This window comes from Sediminicola luteus (genome assembly GCF_040566555.1).
Classification (GTDB): Bacteria; Bacteroidota; Bacteroidia; order Flavobacteriales; family Flavobacteriaceae; genus Sediminicola.
Map to the genome: position 1 here is coordinate 534,951 of NZ_JBEWYP010000001.1, position 18,343 is coordinate 553,293.

Annotated in this window: 13 protein-coding genes; 7 read left to right on the plus strand and 6 right to left on the minus strand. The window is 40.3% G+C overall.

The window, feature by feature from the left end:
- Positions 1-9 precede the first annotated feature (9 nt).
- From yidD to ABXZ32_RS02350, 4 genes are all read left to right on the plus strand, one after another.
- Positions 10-246, plus strand: a complete 237-nt coding sequence (gene yidD / locus ABXZ32_RS02335) for a membrane protein insertion efficiency factor YidD (protein ID WP_354617073.1) — start codon at positions 10-12, stop codon at positions 244-246.
- Positions 247-335: 89 nt separating this feature from the next.
- On the plus strand, positions 336-1,301 hold the full coding sequence (gene lgt, locus ABXZ32_RS02340) for a prolipoprotein diacylglyceryl transferase (RefSeq protein ID WP_354617074.1): 966 nt from the start codon (positions 336-338) through the stop codon (positions 1,299-1,301).
- A gap of 17 nt (positions 1,302-1,318) precedes the next feature.
- Complete coding sequence (locus tag ABXZ32_RS02345; RefSeq protein ID WP_354617075.1) at positions 1,319-1,813, plus strand: DUF192 domain-containing protein; 495 nt, start codon at positions 1,319-1,321, stop codon at positions 1,811-1,813.
- 132 nt (positions 1,814-1,945) lie between these two features.
- Positions 1,946-3,193, plus strand: a complete 1,248-nt coding sequence (locus tag ABXZ32_RS02350) for an ATP-binding cassette domain-containing protein (RefSeq protein WP_354617076.1) — start codon at positions 1,946-1,948, stop codon at positions 3,191-3,193.
- Positions 3,194-3,243: 50 nt separating this feature from the next.
- On the opposite strand, the gene secDF is transcribed toward ABXZ32_RS02350, so the two are convergent.
- Entirely contained in the window at positions 3,244-6,207 is a 2,964-nt protein-coding gene (secDF, locus tag ABXZ32_RS02355; RefSeq protein ID WP_354617077.1) for a protein translocase subunit SecDF, read from the minus strand.
- A 147-nt stretch (positions 6,208-6,354) separates the two neighbouring features.
- A complete protein-coding gene (locus tag ABXZ32_RS02360) occupies positions 6,355-7,281 on the minus strand; it encodes a malate dehydrogenase (protein ID WP_354617078.1) in 927 nt (308 codons plus the stop codon).
- Positions 7,282-7,531: 250 nt separating this feature from the next.
- Between ABXZ32_RS02360 and ABXZ32_RS02365 the strand changes: the two genes are divergently transcribed.
- Complete coding sequence (locus ABXZ32_RS02365) at positions 7,532-7,906, plus strand: hypothetical protein (RefSeq protein ID WP_354617079.1); 375 nt, start codon at positions 7,532-7,534, stop codon at positions 7,904-7,906.
- Positions 7,907-8,313: 407 nt separating this feature from the next.
- On the opposite strand, the gene ABXZ32_RS02370 is transcribed toward ABXZ32_RS02365, so the two are convergent.
- From ABXZ32_RS02370 to asnB, 3 genes are all read right to left on the minus strand, one after another.
- Complete coding sequence (locus ABXZ32_RS02370) at positions 8,314-9,348, minus strand: DUF6588 family protein (protein WP_354617080.1); 1,035 nt, start codon at positions 9,346-9,348, stop codon at positions 8,314-8,316.
- A gap of 144 nt (positions 9,349-9,492) precedes the next feature.
- Positions 9,493-11,448 carry a DNA topoisomerase (ATP-hydrolyzing) subunit B gene (gene gyrB / locus ABXZ32_RS02375; protein WP_354617081.1) on the minus strand — a complete coding sequence of 652 codons (1,956 nt, stop codon included), beginning with the start codon at positions 11,446-11,448 and terminating at the stop codon, positions 9,493-9,495.
- A gap of 313 nt (positions 11,449-11,761) precedes the next feature.
- Positions 11,762-13,432: an asparagine synthase B gene (asnB, locus tag ABXZ32_RS02380; RefSeq protein WP_354617082.1), complete on the minus strand. Its 1,671-nt coding sequence runs from the start codon at positions 13,430-13,432 to the stop codon at positions 11,762-11,764.
- A 240-nt stretch (positions 13,433-13,672) separates the two neighbouring features.
- Between asnB and ABXZ32_RS02385 the strand changes: the two genes are divergently transcribed.
- Positions 13,673-14,212, plus strand: coding sequence for a DUF2911 domain-containing protein (locus tag ABXZ32_RS02385; RefSeq protein WP_354617083.1), 540 nt, complete (start codon positions 13,673-13,675; stop codon positions 14,210-14,212).
- Between the two features lie 135 nt (positions 14,213-14,347).
- Positions 14,348-16,594, plus strand: coding sequence for an FUSC family protein (locus ABXZ32_RS02390; RefSeq protein WP_354617084.1), 2,247 nt, complete (start codon positions 14,348-14,350; stop codon positions 16,592-16,594).
- Between the two features lie 25 nt (positions 16,595-16,619).
- Here ABXZ32_RS02390 and ABXZ32_RS02395 read toward each other — a convergent pair whose 3' ends face one another.
- Complete coding sequence (locus tag ABXZ32_RS02395) at positions 16,620-18,239, minus strand: amidohydrolase (RefSeq protein WP_354617085.1); 1,620 nt, start codon at positions 18,237-18,239, stop codon at positions 16,620-16,622.
- Positions 18,240-18,343 lie beyond the last annotated feature (104 nt).

The window sequence follows — 18,343 nt, forward strand, 5'->3', positions numbered from 1 at the left end:
TCCAAAAACATGGGCAAGCTTTCTTTAAAACAAATTGCAATAGCTCCCTTTGTACTCTTGGTGAAATTATACCAAAACCTTATTTCTCCCCTTACCCCAGCAAGTTGCCGCTATTCTCCTACCTGTTCCCAATACACCTTGGAAGCCTTAAAAAAACACGGTTTGTTCAAAGGGGGATGGCTATCCATAAAGCGAATTTTCAGTTGTCATCCATGGGGCGGCAAAGGCTATGACCCTGTGCCTTAAAAGGTTATCACACCCTTTTAAATTTATCTTTCCAACAAATTCCTTTTACCACTAATTGGTTATCTTAGCTTCTTAAAATTTAGATGCTAATGTATTTTTTAGGCTTCACCTGGAACCCCAACGAAACTCTGTTCAATTTAGGTTTCCTTCAAATAAAATATTACAATCTTCTTTGGATCACCGCTTTTGCACTTGGTTGGTTCATCATGAAAAAAATCTTTGATAGGGAAAATAAAACTGCCGAACAGTTGGATTCCCTTTTTATCCATACCGTGTTGGCTACAATGTTGGGAGCACGTTTGGGCCATGTCTTTTTTTACGACTGGCCATATTACAAGGACCATCTTTTGGAAATATTGCTGCCTATTAGGGAAAATGCTGGAAGCACCCTTTTTGGTTTTATCAACGGTTACGAATTTACCGGATTTGCCGGTTTGGCAAGTCACGGTGCGGCGATTGGTGTTATTATTGGAATGTACCTGTACACTAGGAAATATCCAGAATTTAAATTGCTGTGGATCTTGGACCGTGTTGTCATTCCTGTAGCTATTGGGGCCTTCTGTGTGCGCTTGGGTAACTTTTTCAATTCTGAGATCAACGGAAAGGTAGTAGACAAATCCTTTGCTTTCGCTACCAGGTTTATTAGAGATTCGGATGATCTGTCCGCTTCCAGGGCCTTGGCCATTACAAAAGAAAGAACGGTGAGCGGCGCTTATAAACTTATTGAAACGGATCCGAGGTTTTCCGAGGTTTTGGAGGCTATCCCCTACCGCCATCCGGCGCAGTTATACGAAGGAATATGTTATATTTTCGTGTTCCTAATTTTGTACTTCTTGTATTGGAAGACCGATAAAAAAGATAAGACCGGATACCTTTTTGGCCTATTCCTTGTTCTCCTCTGGACGGTTCGTTTCTTCGTAGAGTATGTTAAGAAAAGTCAAGGTGGATTTGAAGAATCTTTAGGTTTGTTATCAACTGGGCAATGGCTGAGCATTCCATTTATCATTATTGGGCTTTACTTTATGTTCCGCCCACAAAAATCCGGTGTCAAATAACATAAAACTATTTTTCCATGAGCTTTACCACTAAGATATTTAACTTCCTTTTTCTTGGAATGGTTCTTTTGCAGGCTTCCTGCAAGGAGGAACCTAAAAAGGCATTGGAAACAACCCCTATAACTTTTACAAAAGAAGGGGATCTCTCTATATTTAAAAAAGATGGAGATTCCCTGATCACTTCCCTGTCCATTGAAATTGCGGAAAGTGAATATGAAACCGCGACAGGTCTGATGTACCGTAAAAGCATGAAGGAAGAACAAGGGATGTTGTTTATCTTTCCTGATGTGGCCATGCATTCCTTTTACATGAAGAATACTGAAATCCCTTTGGACCTGATCTTCATAGATGAAAATTTAAAAATTGTGAGCTTTCAAAAAGAGGCAAAACCTTATGATGAAACAAGCCTCTCCTCCCAGGTTCCCATCAAATATGTTTTGGAAATCAATGCTGGTCTGGTAGATCGATGGGGTTTGGCAGTTGGAGATCGAATAACCTACGAGCGACTATAAATTAAGGTCATATTCACTACACATTTCTCTTATTCTTACCCCAATATAAAAAGTATATCCGTCCACGTTTTAGACTTTCTCCTTTAGAATTCCTAATTTCATGTCTGTTAGCATAAATAGCTCGGTAGCCGCATGAAGACCACAGGGAAAATTAGACATTGGGGCGTTTTAATGGACAATTCGACCCCCAAAGTCGATCTTGTCAATTCCATTTTGAAAGGCCTTCAAAACACCCCTTTTGAAGCATTAAGTGACTTGACAGGCGCGTTGTTCTCCCCTTTGGAACTCCAAAGGCTAATAGAGGAGGAAGAAAGGCATGATATTAAAGTTGTTACCCAAGAGACTACACAGAGCCTAAAATCCATGTCGAGCGGAGAACGCAAAAAAGCACTTCTGGCCCATATTTTAAAAACTGAGCCCGACTATATTATCCTCGACAACCCCTTTGACAACTTAGACACATCCTCACAAAAGGAATTGACTTTGAAGCTTGAACATATATCCAAGAAGGTTTCATTGGTGTTACTTATCACAAGGAAGGAAGATAGGCTATCATTTATAGAGCACTATTATAAGGTAAGGGAAAATGGTTTGGAACCCTTAAATGAACCGGATAAACCAAGCATGGGCCTAAATAGCACATCGCTTTCTATTCCTCAAGCCTTAAAACCATACACCTATGATAATCCGGTGATGGTTGATTTTAAAAATGTCACTGTTTCCTTTGATGACAGGCTTATCCTAAACAACATCAATTGGACTATACGTCCCGGTGAGTTTTGGCAATTAAAAGGCAAAAATGGAAGTGGCAAATCGACTTTATTGTCCATGATCACCGGGGAGAACAGTAAAGGGTACGGACAGCAGCTTTGGTTATTTGGCCAACAAAAGGGAAGCGGGGAGACCATCTGGGAAATCAAGGAAAAGCTGGGCTATTTTACGCCATCCATGATCGATTCATTTTCTGGGCACCATACAGTGGAGCATATGCTTATCTCTGGTCTGTATGACTCTATCGGTCTTTACATATACCCTACAGAGATCCAATTGCAGTTGGCAAAAGAGTGGCTAGGGGTTTTGGATTTGATGGAGCACAGGAAAACCTATTTCCACGATCTTTCCATGGGGCAGCAACGTTTGATCATGATCGCCAGGGCGATGATAAAGCACCCGCTTCTGCTATTATTGGATGAGCCAACATCTGGCTTGGATGACAAGAGCAGCGCCCTTCTCGTCGCTTTGGTCAATAAAATCGCTACGGAAAGCAATACTACCCTCATCTTTGTTTCCCATCGGGAAGAAGAAGGTCTGCAGCCACAGTATATCTATGAGCTCCAAATGACCGATCAGGGATCGGTTGGAAAAAAAATTACCCCATAAAAAAAGGGCTACTTTTCAGTAGCCCTTTTTTCTAATCTATATTGAATATACTATTCTTCTTTTCCTTGTTGAACTCCTTTTTTCAAGAAATCGAACATTACAGGTGTTGCGATGAACAAAGATGAGTAAGTACCTACTACGATACCAACAATCATTGCGAACATAAATCCTCTTAATGATTCACCTCCAAAAATGAAGATGGCCAATAAAACTACCAACGTAGTTAAAGAGGTGTTCAATGTTCTACTCAAGGTACTGTTCAAAGCTTGGTTTGTATTCTCACCAGCCTTCCAGCCTTTTTCAGCAATAATTTCCCTAATACGGTCAAATACAACCACCGTATCGTTCAAGGAGTAACCAATTACCGTTAAGATAGCCGCAATAAACGCTTGATCTATCTCCATGCTAAATGGCATAATCTTACCGAATACTGAAAATATACCCAATACGATCAACACATCATGGAATACGGCCACAACCGCACCCAAGGAGAACTGCCACTTACGGAAACGAACCAAGATATAAAGGAACACTACAAACAAAGATCCGATAATCGCAAGGAACGCATTGTTTTTAATGTCATCCGCAATGGTAGGTCCTACCTTAACAGATTGCATAATCCCTATAGCACTTTCACCACTACCTACTTTAAAGTCTTCGAAGCTAGTGCCATTTGGCAAATACTTCTGTAAGGTGGTGTATAGTTTATCCTGAATTTCATTATCTACTTCAATTCCCTCTACATCTACTTTGTAAGCTGTTGTAACTTTAATTTGGTTGGCCTCACCAAATGTTTTCACATTGGTTCCACTTCCAAATACAGTTGTAAGCTCAGAAGCAATTTCTGATGGGTTAACCACTTTTTCAAAACGTATTTGATAAGAACGTCCTCCTACGAAATCCACACCCTGCTGTAAGCCTTGGGTAAATAACGAAAACAGACCGATCAAAACCAATACAGATGAAAGGATATAAGAAATTTTCCTTTTGCTCAAGAAATTAATATTGGCATTCTTGAATAAGTTCTTGGTAATTGGAGTAGAGAAATCCAATGTTCTCCCCTTTCCAGAAATGTACCAGTCTACCAACAATCTTGTAATGAAAATTGCTGTGAACAATGAGGTTAAGATACCGATGATCAATGTAGTTGCAAAACCTTTAATAGGTCCTGTTCCGAAGATCAAGAGGATTAAAGCCGTAAGACCTGTAGTGATGTTGGCATCCAAAATGGAAGATAGCGCATTGCTAAATCCATCAGCTACAGCCTGACTCTTTCCTTTACCTTTTGCCAATTCTTCTTTGATACGCTCAAAGATAAGAACGTTCGCATCCACAGACATACCTATGGTCAATACAATACCGGCAATTCCAGGTAACGTTAATACCGCATTTAAACTTGCCAGGACACCAAAGATCAATACGATGTTAAGTATCAAAGCAATATTTGCAAACGCACCACCTTTACCGTAGTAGAAGATCATCCAAAGCAATACGAAGGCCATAGCTATCAAGAATGACATAAATCCACTGTCAATAGCTTCTTGTCCCAATGATGGTCCAACAATCTCTGATTGAATAATATCCGCTGAGGCAGGCAATTTACCAGCTCTTAGAACATTTGAAATATCTTTTGTCTCATTAACGGTGAAGTCCCCAGTAATTTCGGAACGACCACCAGAGATAGGTCCTGTTGAAACCCCAGGAGCAGTATATACTTTATTATCCAGTACAATGGCAATACCTGTTTGGTTGTTAAAAGCATCACCTGTAAGTTTTTCCCATTCTTTAGCACCGGTAGTGTTCATTGTCATGGACACGGCTGGTCTGTTGAACTGGTCAAAATCTGCCCTTGCATCGCTTACCACATCACCACTAATTCTTGGAGTTCCATCGCGGTTTGATTTTAAGGCATATAAATCCACAACTTCAGAACCTTCAGTTGGACGTTCCCATACAAATTTCACGAATTGGATGTCTGCAGGAATCAATCGACGGATTTCCTTCATTCTTAAATACTCCCCTACTTTGGCGGTATCCTTAATAGCTACGCTAACCAAGGCATTTCCCCCTGGATTGGAAGGTAATAATAGACTGAATAATGGATTAACATCTTGTGATAGATCCAATGAATCTTGAGCCACGTCAGATAACAAAGAATCTAATTCTGTTTCTGGTTTTGGAGCTTGTTCTACATTCTCTGCAACTACCAAAGTCTTAAGCTTCTCATTTGCGTTCTGCAAAAATGTACTTAAACTTGGATTGCTCTGCTTGTATGTTTCCCAGAACTCTAATTGTGCTGTACTTGAAAGTAGGTCCTGAGCTCTAGCAATATCTCTAGCTCCTGGCAATTCTACCAAGATACGTCCTGAATTACCTTCACGTTGTATGTTTGGTTGGGTAACCCCAAAACCATCAATACGCTCACGTAGTACTTCAAAGGCGGAAACTATGGATTCGTCAATTTTGGTTCTAATGATCGGTTTTACCTCAGCATCCGACATTTGGAAATTGATCACATCACTTAAGCCTTTATTTGCAAAAATATCGGGTGATGCCAATTTTGAATCCCCTTTATTGGCTTCAAAAGCCTCAAAAAACAATTCCAAATAGGTGTCATCACTATTTTTGGAAGCAGCATCTGCATCAGCAAGTGATTTATTGAAGGCAGGGTTTTTAGTATTGTTGGCAAGACCTTTCAAGATATCCTTCACAGATATTTGCAAGGTTACGTTAATACCTCCTTTAAGGTCCAATCCTTTGTTCAACTCCTTCTTTTTAGCCTCATCGTAGGTGGTATACCCAAGAATTGGATTCTCTCCAATTGAGTCTAAATACCTGGCTTCCAAGACATCTCTCTTAGCTGCGTACCCTTCTTCCGATTCGGGGATACTGTTAGCAGCAAAAACTTTTGCGTCCTTTTCAATTTTACTGGTAATAAAAGTGTAGGATAGTTGATAAATACTAACAATCCCAAACAAGAAAGCAAAAAGCTTTATAAGTCCTTTATTTTGCATTAGTTATTGTGTTAATTTTTGGTGTTTTTTAATAGCGAGCAAATATATCATTTCCCATAGGAACTAACAATATATTTATTTAGATTTATAAAATAAGGGCATCCACCATCGGTGAACGCCCTTTTTTAACAAATAATCAGAGATGCATTAAACGTCCAAAAGTCCGTTGGTAGCTCTTACCCCAACCGCACTTTCTTGCATTTTGGCTTTTTCGGCATCATCCAAATCAATAGCAACGATTTTTTCAATTCCGTTTCTGCCCAAAATTACAGGCACTCCTATACATATATCTTTTAGGCCGTATTCCCCATCTAGCATCACTGAACATGGGAACATTTTCTTTTGATCGCAAGCAATTGCCTGTACCAAAGATGAAACTGCAGCACCTGGGGCATACCAAGCACTTGTACCTAACAATTTGGTCAAGGTAGCACCACCTACTTTTGTGTCTTCAGCTACTTGTGACAATCTATCCTCAGATAAAAATTCAGAAACTTTTACACTGTTTCTGGTAGCATGTCTTGTTAAAGGAACCATTCCGGTATCGCTATGTCCACCTATCACCATTCCATCAACATCTGAAATAGGAGCTTCCAAAGCTTCGGCCAAACGATATTTGAACCTTGCACTATCTAAAGCACCACCCATTCCAATAATTCTATTTTTAGGCAATCCAGTGCTCTTATGCACCAAATAGGCCATAGTATCCATTGGGTTACTAACCACAATCAATATGACGTTGGGAGAATGTTTGATAAGGTTGGAAGAAACCGTTTTCACGATCCCAGCATTAATACCTATCAATTCTTCTCTGGTCATTCCCGGTTTTCTTGGAATTCCTGAAGTGATCACTGCTATATCGCTTCCGGCTGTTTTGGAATAATCATCCGTTACACCAACAATTTTGGTGTCAAAGCCATTTAAAGAAGCGGTTTGCATCAAGTCCATGGCCTTCCCTTCGGCAAATCCCTCCTTAATGTCCAATACTACTACTTCTGATGCGAAATTTTTAATAGCTATGTACTCTGCGCAACTTGCGCCTACAGCACCTGCCCCAACTACGGTTACTTTCATTATATCGATTTTTTAGTGTGATTCTTAGAGGTCCAAAAATACTGATTTAAAAAATAATAGCTCAGGGATAGCCCTATATATTTTAGAATAAATACGTCAAATGACCCATCTTCTCAGAATTTCTCAAAATTGTTAAAAAATTCTGCGGTTCATCGAGTATTCAGCGAATAAGGAGTCGTTCATCGAATTTTTACAATAGCCCCTTAAAAAAGTACGTTAAGCTAAGACCCGAATCCTACAAAACCTAATTATGAAAAAGTTCGCACTTTTCATGGCTATGGCAGTTTTGTTGACCATTTTTGCCTGCTCTAAAATAGCAGAAAACAATGATCCCGTAATTGGGATCTGGTCCGATGAAACCATATCTGCGAAAACAAGTACCAAAGGCCCAACAGGGCGACAAGAATGGATCTTTAATGACGCCTATCTAGGTAGGTACCACAATTATCAAGGACATGAAATCAAAGTCCAAACCGATTTTAAATGGAAAAAGACCGATGATGTTTATATCATCTCCTATCCAGGAACAGATTTCAAAGATGATATTGTGACCATGGAAGAATCCGAAGAAGGCATTATTTTATTGGCAATCGAAGAGGAAGAAATCCTTGCCGTGAGGGAATAAAAATAATTTGCAAATTATTAAAAGTGCTCCAGTTAACGTTCTGGGGCACTTTTTTTTTGGCACATACCAAGACTCCTATTGTGCATTGAATTAAATAAACTCTACATGCCCTCTAATCTTTTGTATATCGAAACAAATAGGCTGGAATAGCTATCTCTAGAGATCTGTATGATCTCCAAACAATAATCTTACACACTTACCAAGCTCTCCTTATTGCTTAATACAACACTGGAGTAATATTCAATTATATATGGAGTAGTTGAAAAATTATACAGAGCATCCCTGCAAACCTGTACAGCTTGCCTTTTTAATGTCAATGGAGACTTTTGATGGGTTGCTTGATGATTAAATACAAAAAGGGCGCGAAGATAACTTCGCGCCCTTTTTGTATGATTAAAATTCGTTCTTTATCTAAACCCGAAGTTGACACCAACCGCCAGATTGTTAAATTCAGCAATTGTATAATCTACGTTCAACCTAAAGAAGCCAAGTTTCAATTTGGTTCCAATATTAGCTGTAACACCACTTACTTCTGTTTTAAAGGAAAAAGGATCTGTATAGGTTTGGGATTGAAAAGGTCCTGACTGCACCCTATAGGTTCCCAAGATATCCGTATTGGATTTTCCTGTCATATACCCCAATCCACCATAAAAATTAATAATAGGTAGTTTAGTGGATACAACAGCTTGAAATGCCCAAGTGTCCATATTGGTATCTACTTTTTGATTCTCTCCCTGCACCACATTGGTATTGGTAAAATCATAGGTGCCACTCAAATGGGTATATCCCACCACTGCAGAAACGGCTATTGGCAATACTTTATCTGCAGGCAAGTGTTTTGTCAGTTCGTGTTGTATCCCCACACCATATAAGCCTACTGACACATCTTCGGTTTCTATTTTTGGTAAGAACCTTACCTTAACTTCAGTTCCTTTGATAAGGCCCATACTCACCTGTAAATAAGCGGAAGGGACAAAAGTAATTCCTTCAGCGGCCAATCCGGAAGGAAGATCAAATTCCTCTCTGGTTGTTACTCCTGGGGCAACCTCGCCCTCTACGAAGACTCTTATACCTTCTATTTCCCCTAAGGCCGTAGAAACAGGTTTTACCGTTGTTCGGTTACCTTGACCATCCGTCTCTACAAATTGTAGATTTTCATAATCGGCGGTGTCTAGAATAAATGACTGTTTATCTTCCTTATTCTTAAAGGAGGTCATGTTACCAATGATGGATATTTCAAATCCCAGCAATGGTTTGGCATCTGCAGTATTGTACCAGCCGTTGGAAATACTGTACAGCGCTCCTTCGGAGACTGGATTTAAATAATCATTCAGAAATTGTTCTGCATCATTTATTCCGGCAGCAAAAATATCGTTTGGATTGGACTGTGCAGAACTGACCATAACAGTGGTCAAACATAGTAGCAAAAGTATTTTTTTCATCTAATTGGGGTTTTTTTTACTTTACATATAACCCAAAAAGATGAAAATAATTGTGCTGAAAGTGTTGTTATCAAATAAATATGTGGCTTAAATCAAAAAACTCGCACGGAAGGTGCGAGTTTTTATTATAAACCTATTTTCTTGTTATGCGTCAATATTGGCATAAACAGCATTTTTCTCAATGAATTCCCTTCTTGGTGGAACCTCATCACCCATCAACATTGAGAAAACCCTATCGGTTTCCGTAGCATTGTCTATAGTGATCTGTCTAAGTGTTCTGAATTCAGGATTCATTGTAGTATCCCACAACTGTTCTGCGTTCATCTCTCCAAGACCTTTATAACGTTGGATTCCAACACTACCATTAAAACTCTCTGCTATTTCATCGCGCTCCTTATCGGACCACGCATAGCGTTTTTTAGTGCCTTTTTTCACCAAATATAGCGGTGGTGTTGCTATATAAACGTGACCTCCTTCGATCAGCTCCCTCATATAACGGAAGAAGAAAGTAAGGATCAACGTTTCAATATGGCTACCATCGACGTCGGCATCACACATGATGACTACCTTATGATATCTCAATTTATCCAAGTTCAAGGCCTTGCTATCATCCTCGGTCCCGATGGTTACCCCAAGGGCCGTATAGATGTTCTTGATCTCTTCGTTCTCAAAAACTCTGTGCTGCATGGCTTTTTCCACATTCAGAATCTTACCACGCAATGGAAGGATCGCTTGAAAATTACGGTCCCTACCTTGTTTGGCCGTACCCCCTGCCGAATCTCCCTCTACCAGAAAAACTTCACAAAGGGCAGGATCTTGTTCGGAACAATCCGATAGTTTCCCTGGAAGTCCACCTATACTCATTACCGTCTTACGCTGCACCATTTCGCGCGCTTTGGTAGCGGCATGTCTTGCTTGTGCTGCTAGGATAACTTTCTGAACGATGATTTTGGCATCTTCAGGGTTTTCTTCAAGATAATCCGTCAACATCTCAGATACTGCCTGACTTACAGCTGCAGATACTTCCCTGTTCCCTAATTTCGTTTTGGTCTGTCCTTCAAATTGTGGTTCTGCCACCTTTACAGAAACAATGGCCGTAAGACCTTCCCTAAAGTCGTCCCCCTGAACCTCAAACTTCAATTTTTCCAACATCCCTGAAGCATCGGCATACTTCTTTAGCGTAGTGGTCAGACCCCTTCTAAAACCAGAAAGGTGCGTACCTCCTTCATGGGTGTTGATATTGTTTACATAAGAGTGTAAGTTCTCAGTATATGATGTATTGTAGACCATGGCTACTTCTACGGGAATTTCGTTCTTTTCCCCTTCCATGGCGATAACCGTCTTTATTAAAGGCTCGCGATTTCCATCTAGAAACTTGATAAACTCTTTCAGTCCTTCTTCAGAATAGAAACGTTCACTAACATACTCTCCTTTATCATCTTTTTGACGTTTATCCGTCAAAGTAATAGATACCCCTTTGTTCAAAAAGGACAGCTCACGCATCCTATTTGCCAAGGTTTCATAACTAAATTCTATGGTTTGGGTAAAGATTGAATCATCAGGAGAAAATGTTACTACAGTACCCCTTTCATCAGTTTCACCAATACTTTTTACAGGATACAAGGCTTTACCTCTTTCATACTCCTGCTCCCAAATAACACCATCCCTATAGACCGTAGCCCTAAGGTGATTGGAAAGTGCATTTACTACGGATACCCCAACTCCGTGAAGTCCACCGGAAACCTTGTAGGAATCTTTATCAAATTTACCACCGGCTCCAATTTTGGTCATAACGACCTGAAGGGCAGATACACCTTCTTTTTTGTGAAGGTCTACGGGTATACCCCTACCGTTATCTTTTGTGGTTATAGAATTATCTTCGTTTATAATAACAGAAATGGTATCACAGTGACCCCCCATGGCCTCATCAATGGAGTTATCCACTACCTCATATACCAAATGGTGAAGTCCTCTTACACCTACATCCCCAATATACATGGAAGGACGCATACGCACATGCTCCATTCCCTCTAGGGCCTGAATACTATCTGCTGAATAATTGTTCTTTTTTTGCTCTCCTTTATTTGCTTCTTCGCTCATAAATTAATGGTTGTTTCATTATAATTTTAGCAATCCTACAAATATAAGCAATACCCCACAGATTACGGTTTTTATACCCCTTATAGCCCTTTAAGTTATCAACAAAAATTGTGGAAAATGTAGGTAACCCTCAAAAATTTGAGAATTACGCTTAAAATAGCTTAAAACAGGTCCAAATGGAGAAATTTATCCTGTTTCTTCAAATCATAAATGACATAAACAAAAGAAGCACCTTTAAAAGGCGCTTCTTAAGGACTAATTATAATTAAAAACTGACTAAAAAACAGCTTACTAATTCATACTACTAGAACAGTTACTTCTGATAGGCATCGGAATGTACTTTTGCCACTGCCCTTCCCGAAGGATCGTTCATGTTCTTAAAGGCCTCATCCCATTCCAAAGCCACAGGCGTACTGCATGCTACAGAAGGTACCGATGGCACACATAATGCGGCAGCATCAGAAGGGAAATGGGATTCGAAGATTGTTCTGTAATAGAACTCCTCCTTACTTGTTGGCGTCTGCAAAGGAAACCTGTATTTGGCATTTGCAAATTGCTCATCCGTTATTTCCCTGTTCACCACCTCTTTCAAGGTATCGATCCAGCTATATCCTACCCCATCCGAGAATTGTTCCTTTTGTCTCCAGGCTACACTTTCTGGTAGCATGTCCTCAAATGCTTTGCGGACCACCCATTTCTCCATGCGTTCCCCATTGATCATCTTATCTTTTGGGTTGATGCGCATGGCAACATCCATAAACTCTTTATCCAAAAATGGAACCCTGCCCTCAATTCCCCAAGCTGCCAATGATTTGTTGGCCCTTAAGCAATCGTACATATGCAACTTGTCTAATTTGCGGACTGTTTCCTCATGGAAATCCTTAGGACTGGGTGCCTTATGGAAATACAGGTACCCACCGAAAAGCTCATCTGCCCCTTCTCCTGATAGTACCATTTTAATCCCCATAGATTTTATTACCCTTGCCATTAAATACATAGGCGTAGAAGCTCTAATGGTAGTGATATCATAGGTTTCCAAGTTATAAACAACATCCTTGATGGCATCCAAACCTTCCTGAATGGTAAATTTAATTTCGTGATGTATGGTTCCAATATGCTTTGCCACTTTCTGTGCTGCTGCCAAATCCGGAGATCCTTCCAAACCTACAGAAAAGGAGTGCAATTGTGGCCACCAAGCTTCAGTGGTATCATCGGACTCAATTCTCTTTTGTGAATATCTCTTTGCAATGGCCGATGTAACTGAAGAATCCAACCCTCCAGAAAGCAACACTCCGTAAGGCACATCAGACATCAATTGCCTGTGAACTGCAGCCTCAAGGGCAACCTTAATTTCATCAATGCTGGTTTGGTTTTCCTTCACCGCCTCATAATCCATCCAATCCCTGGAATACCAACGTTTCAATTCCCCATCCTTACTGTGCAAGTAATGCCCTGGAGGAAAAAGTTCAATTTTCGTACAGGTACCTTCCAGTGCTTTTAATTCAGAAGCAACGTAGAACGTTCCGTTTTGGTCCCAGCCCATATACAATGGAATAATACCCATATGGTCCCTGGCCACAAAATACTCATCTTTCTCAGCATCGTAAATTGCGAAACCAAAAATCCCGTTCATCTCATCCAAAAATTCTACCCCCTTTTCCTTATAAAGCGCCAAAATAACCTCACAGTCAGATTCTGTCTGAAAATTATAGGTGCCTTCAAATTGCTTGCGCAGTTCCCTATGGTTGTAAATTTCACCATTGGCGGCAAGTATTAATTTTTTGTCTTCACTAACCAAGGGTTGTTTTCCGGAAGCCGGATCTACAATAGCCAAACGCTCATGGGCCAAAATAGCCTTATCGTCCGAATATATTCCGCTCCAATCCGGACCCCTGTGCCTCACTTTTTTGGACATTTCCAATAATTGAGGTCTTAACACTTCTGTGCTCTCCTTAACATCAAACGCACAAACTATTCCACACATAACAATGAATTTATATCAATTATAAAGCAAAGATGCACTTTATGTTTCAGTTGTAAAACACAAAATGTAATATAGATTACAATATGTAATAATATTCTATCATAAACAACCTATTTATAACCATCCATAGCTAAACTAGCTTTTAATAGGAACATTTTGTAAGTTGAAGAAACTTTTCCGACATTTATATCCACAAATAATGGATACTCCATTTACTTTATAACTAACATATTTTCAACAATGAAAAAATTAATCACACTAGCCGTTATCGCATTAGCTTTTACTTTCACTGCAGCTACTGCCCAAGAGTTCAGCGGCATGGACAAGAGTCCGGCTGACATCGCTACGTACCCGTCGAGTTACAAAATTGCAGATAAATATGCCAAAATTGTTTACAGCAGACCTCAGCTAAATGGTCGGTCTTTATCAGAATTGGCTCCAGCGGGCAAAGTATGGAGAACAGGCGCCAATGAATCAGCAGAACTTACATTGTACACAACAGTTAAAATTGGTGATAAAATGGTTTCTCCAGGTACTTATTCCTTGTTCACTATTCCAGGAGCAGAAGAATGGACAGTGATCATTAACAGTAAATTGAACCAATGGGGTGCTTATTCCTATGATGAAAGTGCAGATGTTGCCAGAGTTAAGGGCAAGGTCAGCAAAGGCATGGATTCTTTGGAGGCTTTTTCAATCACTTTTGATGAAGCCAATAACGGTAATTTGGTAATGGGCTGGGGCACCACTAGAGTAACGGTTCCTTTTAGCGTACCTATGTAATCATCACAAAATACAAATTTAAAAACCGGGGCATTTGCTTCGGTTTTTTTATTGATATCCATTCGCAACTAAAATACCTTTCAATATTACCTTCTAAATTAGAAGCGCCACACAATAAGTAATTAACTTTGCCCCATGCTAAAAGACTACCTAAAATGGACTTGGTTATTTCTTAAAAGCTCCAACTTTTACAGAGGGATTCTTTTAACAGTGGCTGTGCTCATCCCCTTGATCAGTTTTGATATAGCCGGACATTTGGCTTACGGCATATCCATTGCCATGGGAGTTTTTCTCAATGCCCCCAGCAATACCCCTGGAACTTTTAAAAGAAAGAATATCAGCACGCTTTTGAGTATTGGCCTCACCATGCTGGTCACATTGATCATTAATTACTCCAAGGTTCATTTTATAGTCCTAATTGCGGCCTTGCTTGTGGTTTCCTTTTTTGTTTCCTTGATCGCCGCCTACGGATTTAGGGGTTCACTAATTGCATTCGCAGGGCTACTGGCAATGACTTTAGCCCTTGCCAGGGACATTTCTGAATTTGGTATCTGGCTACATGTAGTACTTATTGGGGTCGGCGGACTTTGGTTTTTGGTCATGTCTTGGGCCTTCCAATGGCTATCCCCTAAAAAAGATGAAGATCAATTATTATCCGAGACCTTATATCTCACCGGAAGCTATCTACAGGTTAGGGGGAAATTATTGACCAAAAGAACCAAGAGGGAAAAATTACTGGGAGAGATACTTCACCTTCAGACCCAACTTACCGAAAAGCACGAAGCCCTGAGAGAACTGCTCCTGAGTGAGCGGAAAAAAATTGGTCGTTCTGGTTTTGATGAAAAAAGAGTACTTATCCTGATAACCTTGGTGGATATCCTGGAATTGGCACTGGCAAACACCTTGAACTACAACCAAATTGATGATCTTTTTGGAGACCAACACCATCTGCTTCCATTTCGGAATTTGAATTTAACCATGGGCAACCATTTACAGGTACTTTCGGAAATCCTAGTGCGCAATAAAAAGGTACAGAGCAAAGATGAGCTTTTGGAGGCTGTTGAAAAGGCCCAAAATGCCATACGGGATTACTTATCGGAAGTTCCTTTGCCCGAAGGTCGTGAAGGTGCCATTATCCTGAGAAATTTATTGGATTACCAAGAGCAGCAAATTGAAAAGGTTCGCTCTATCAGAAGAGTCATGGCGAACGTTGGCAAGGCCAATAAAATAGCCCTCAAAAAAAAGGATGCCCATCAGTTTATAACTACCCAGGAATACAGTCTGAACATCCTTTTACAGAATTTAAGTATAAATTCCCCTATATGCAGGCATGCCCTTAGACTGACGATCGCTGTTGGGGTTGGATTTTTATTGGGAACCTTACTGGGAATCAGAAATCCCTATTGGATCGTACTTACTTTGATCGTGCTAATGCGCCCAAGTTATGGCCTTACAAAGTCGCGCGCCAAAGAACGTATCATTGGCACCCTGATCGGAGCAGCGGTAGCAGTTTTGATCATCCTAGTGACCAATAACACCATCGTCTACCAAATATTGGCCGTGATCTCTTTAACCCTTGCCTTTTCGCTCATCGTACAAAGCTACCGTTCCGCAGCCGCATTTATAACCCTTTTTATCATCTTTGTCTACGCCCTCATCAATCCAAATAGTTTCCAAGTGGTCCAATATAGGATTTTGGATACGGCGATAGGAGCTGGCCTAGCTGTTATTGCCAATTACACGCTATGGCCTACATGGGAGTTTATGAACATCGATGGTTTTATAAAGGCGATGGTCAAAAAGAACAAAGCTTATTTGTTGGCCATCCAAAGGCTTTACCACTCCAAAGAAATTACGGCGTTGGAATATAAAATGCCCCGAAAGGAAGCATTTTTAGCGATAAGTAATTTAAATGCCGCCTTCCAACGTATGACACAGGACCCGAAATCGAAACAAAAAGAAATGGGACTCACCTATGAGATAGTGACGTTAAACAACACCTTTTTATCTGCTCTGGCCTCTTTGGGAAGTTTTATTCAAAATCACAAGACCACTGAGCCCAGCATCCATTTTGATGCCTTTATCGCCAACATCCATAATAATTTGGAAGAAACCGAAGCCTTATTGGATAAAGAAAAAAAACCGGAACTATTGGATCATGTTGACATGGAAACCGCCAAAAAAGAGCTCCAACATACTTATAATGCCCTAGTTAAAGAACGCAATGAGCAAGTACTGGCCGGCGTAACAGTTATTGATCAAGAAATGAAGGTATTGCTACAAGAGGCCCATTTAATTTCCAATCAATTGATATGGCTCAAAAGCCTCTCAGAAGATTTAAAAAAGAATACCGCTAAATACAAGACTGTATTTAACGGATGATCTTTTAGTATTGTTGGTTGACTTTTTAGTTAACTTTTATGCCGTCTATAAATACTTGCTCAGCAGTCAAATTAGGAATACTATTCTTGCGTACCGTCATGATATCGTCATTTAAAATGACGAAATCGGCCATTTTACCTACTTCAATACTTCCTTTTTCATTCTCCTCAAAATTTGAATAGGCCGCCCAAATGGTCATCCCTTTTAAGGCTTCCCTTCTGGACAAGGCATCTTCCATCTGAAAACCTCCTTCGGGATAGTTATCCGTATCCATTCTTGCCACAGCAGCATAAAAGGTAAGGAATGGGCTCACTTGCTCCACTGGAAAATCTGTTCCCAATGCCACCTTTCCGGCGCGCTTTAATAATTCTTTAAAAGCATAGGCGCCTTTTACACGTTCTTTTCCCAATCTATCAGCAGCCCAATACATATCACTTGTAGCATGGGTTGGCTGAATAGAAGGAATAATCCCCAATTCAAAATAATCAAAATCTTCTGGGGCGATCACTTGGGCATGCTCTATCTTCCATCGTCTGTCCCCTTTCCCTTTCAAGGCTTCGGCATATGCCTTTAACACCACAACATTTGCCGAATCCCCAATGGCATGGGTGTTCATTTGGTAGTCCGTAGCTACGATCCTATCCACTAAGTTCTGTATATCTGCCACTGAGGTAACCATGGCACCAAAATGTCCTGGCTTATCGGAATAGGGTTCCTTCAAAGCTGCCCCTCTGGAGCCTAAGGCCCCATCCCCATAAACTTTTATAGATCTCACATTGAGCTTATCGGTCTTGACAATGCCCTTATTTAAATAATAATCAAGATTCTCGGGGGTATTGCTCACCATTGCATAAACCCTAATGGAAAGGTCTCCCGCCTGCTGCAGACTATCTATCAGTTCAATAGTGCTTCGGTCCAGACCGGCATCATTGACTGTGGTAAGTCCATAGCTAATACTGATACGTTCAGCATCTTTAAGCGCCTGTATTTGGGTAGCCCTGTTCGGCTTAGGAACCACGGCATCTATCATTCCCATGGGATTATCTACCAATATCCCTGTGATCTGACCTTTCTCTTTTACAATCTCCCCGCCGCTAACATTTGTCTTGGAAGTGATCCCAGCCATATCCAAGGCTTTTTGATTTACCAAATATGCATGACCATCCACCCGTTCCAAGGCCACGGGTGTATTTGGAAATAGAGCGTCCAATCCTATTTTTGTTGGGAATTCCTTTACTTCCCAATCATTCTGGTCCCATCCCCTACCGCTTATAAAATCCACTGGATTGTTGGATTGAAACTCCTGAACCCTATCCAATACTTCCTGATAGCTTTTGGTCCCCACCAGATCTACAATCTGTTGGTTGAGCCCTAGTCCATAAAAATGACAATGGGCGTCAATTAAACCTGGGATTATGGTCTTACCCCCAGCTGTAATTGTTTTTAAGGACGTATATTTTTTATTGATTTCATCTGAAGTTCCTACGGCCACAAATTTTCCATCCTTGACAGCAAAGGCACTGGCTTTTGAAAAAGTATCATTGATAGTGTATATATGTGCATCCTGAACAATTAGGTCAACGGTTATTTTGTTTGGGGCACAGCTGGCCATAGAGATGGCCACAAGAAGTAGAAGTTTTTTCATGAAATTTAAATTGATTTTACCAAAAATAATGATTTACGACCAGCACACTATCAATTCAACATGTTTTAGCAAAAAAAATGTCCATCGCAATGATATTGCGATGG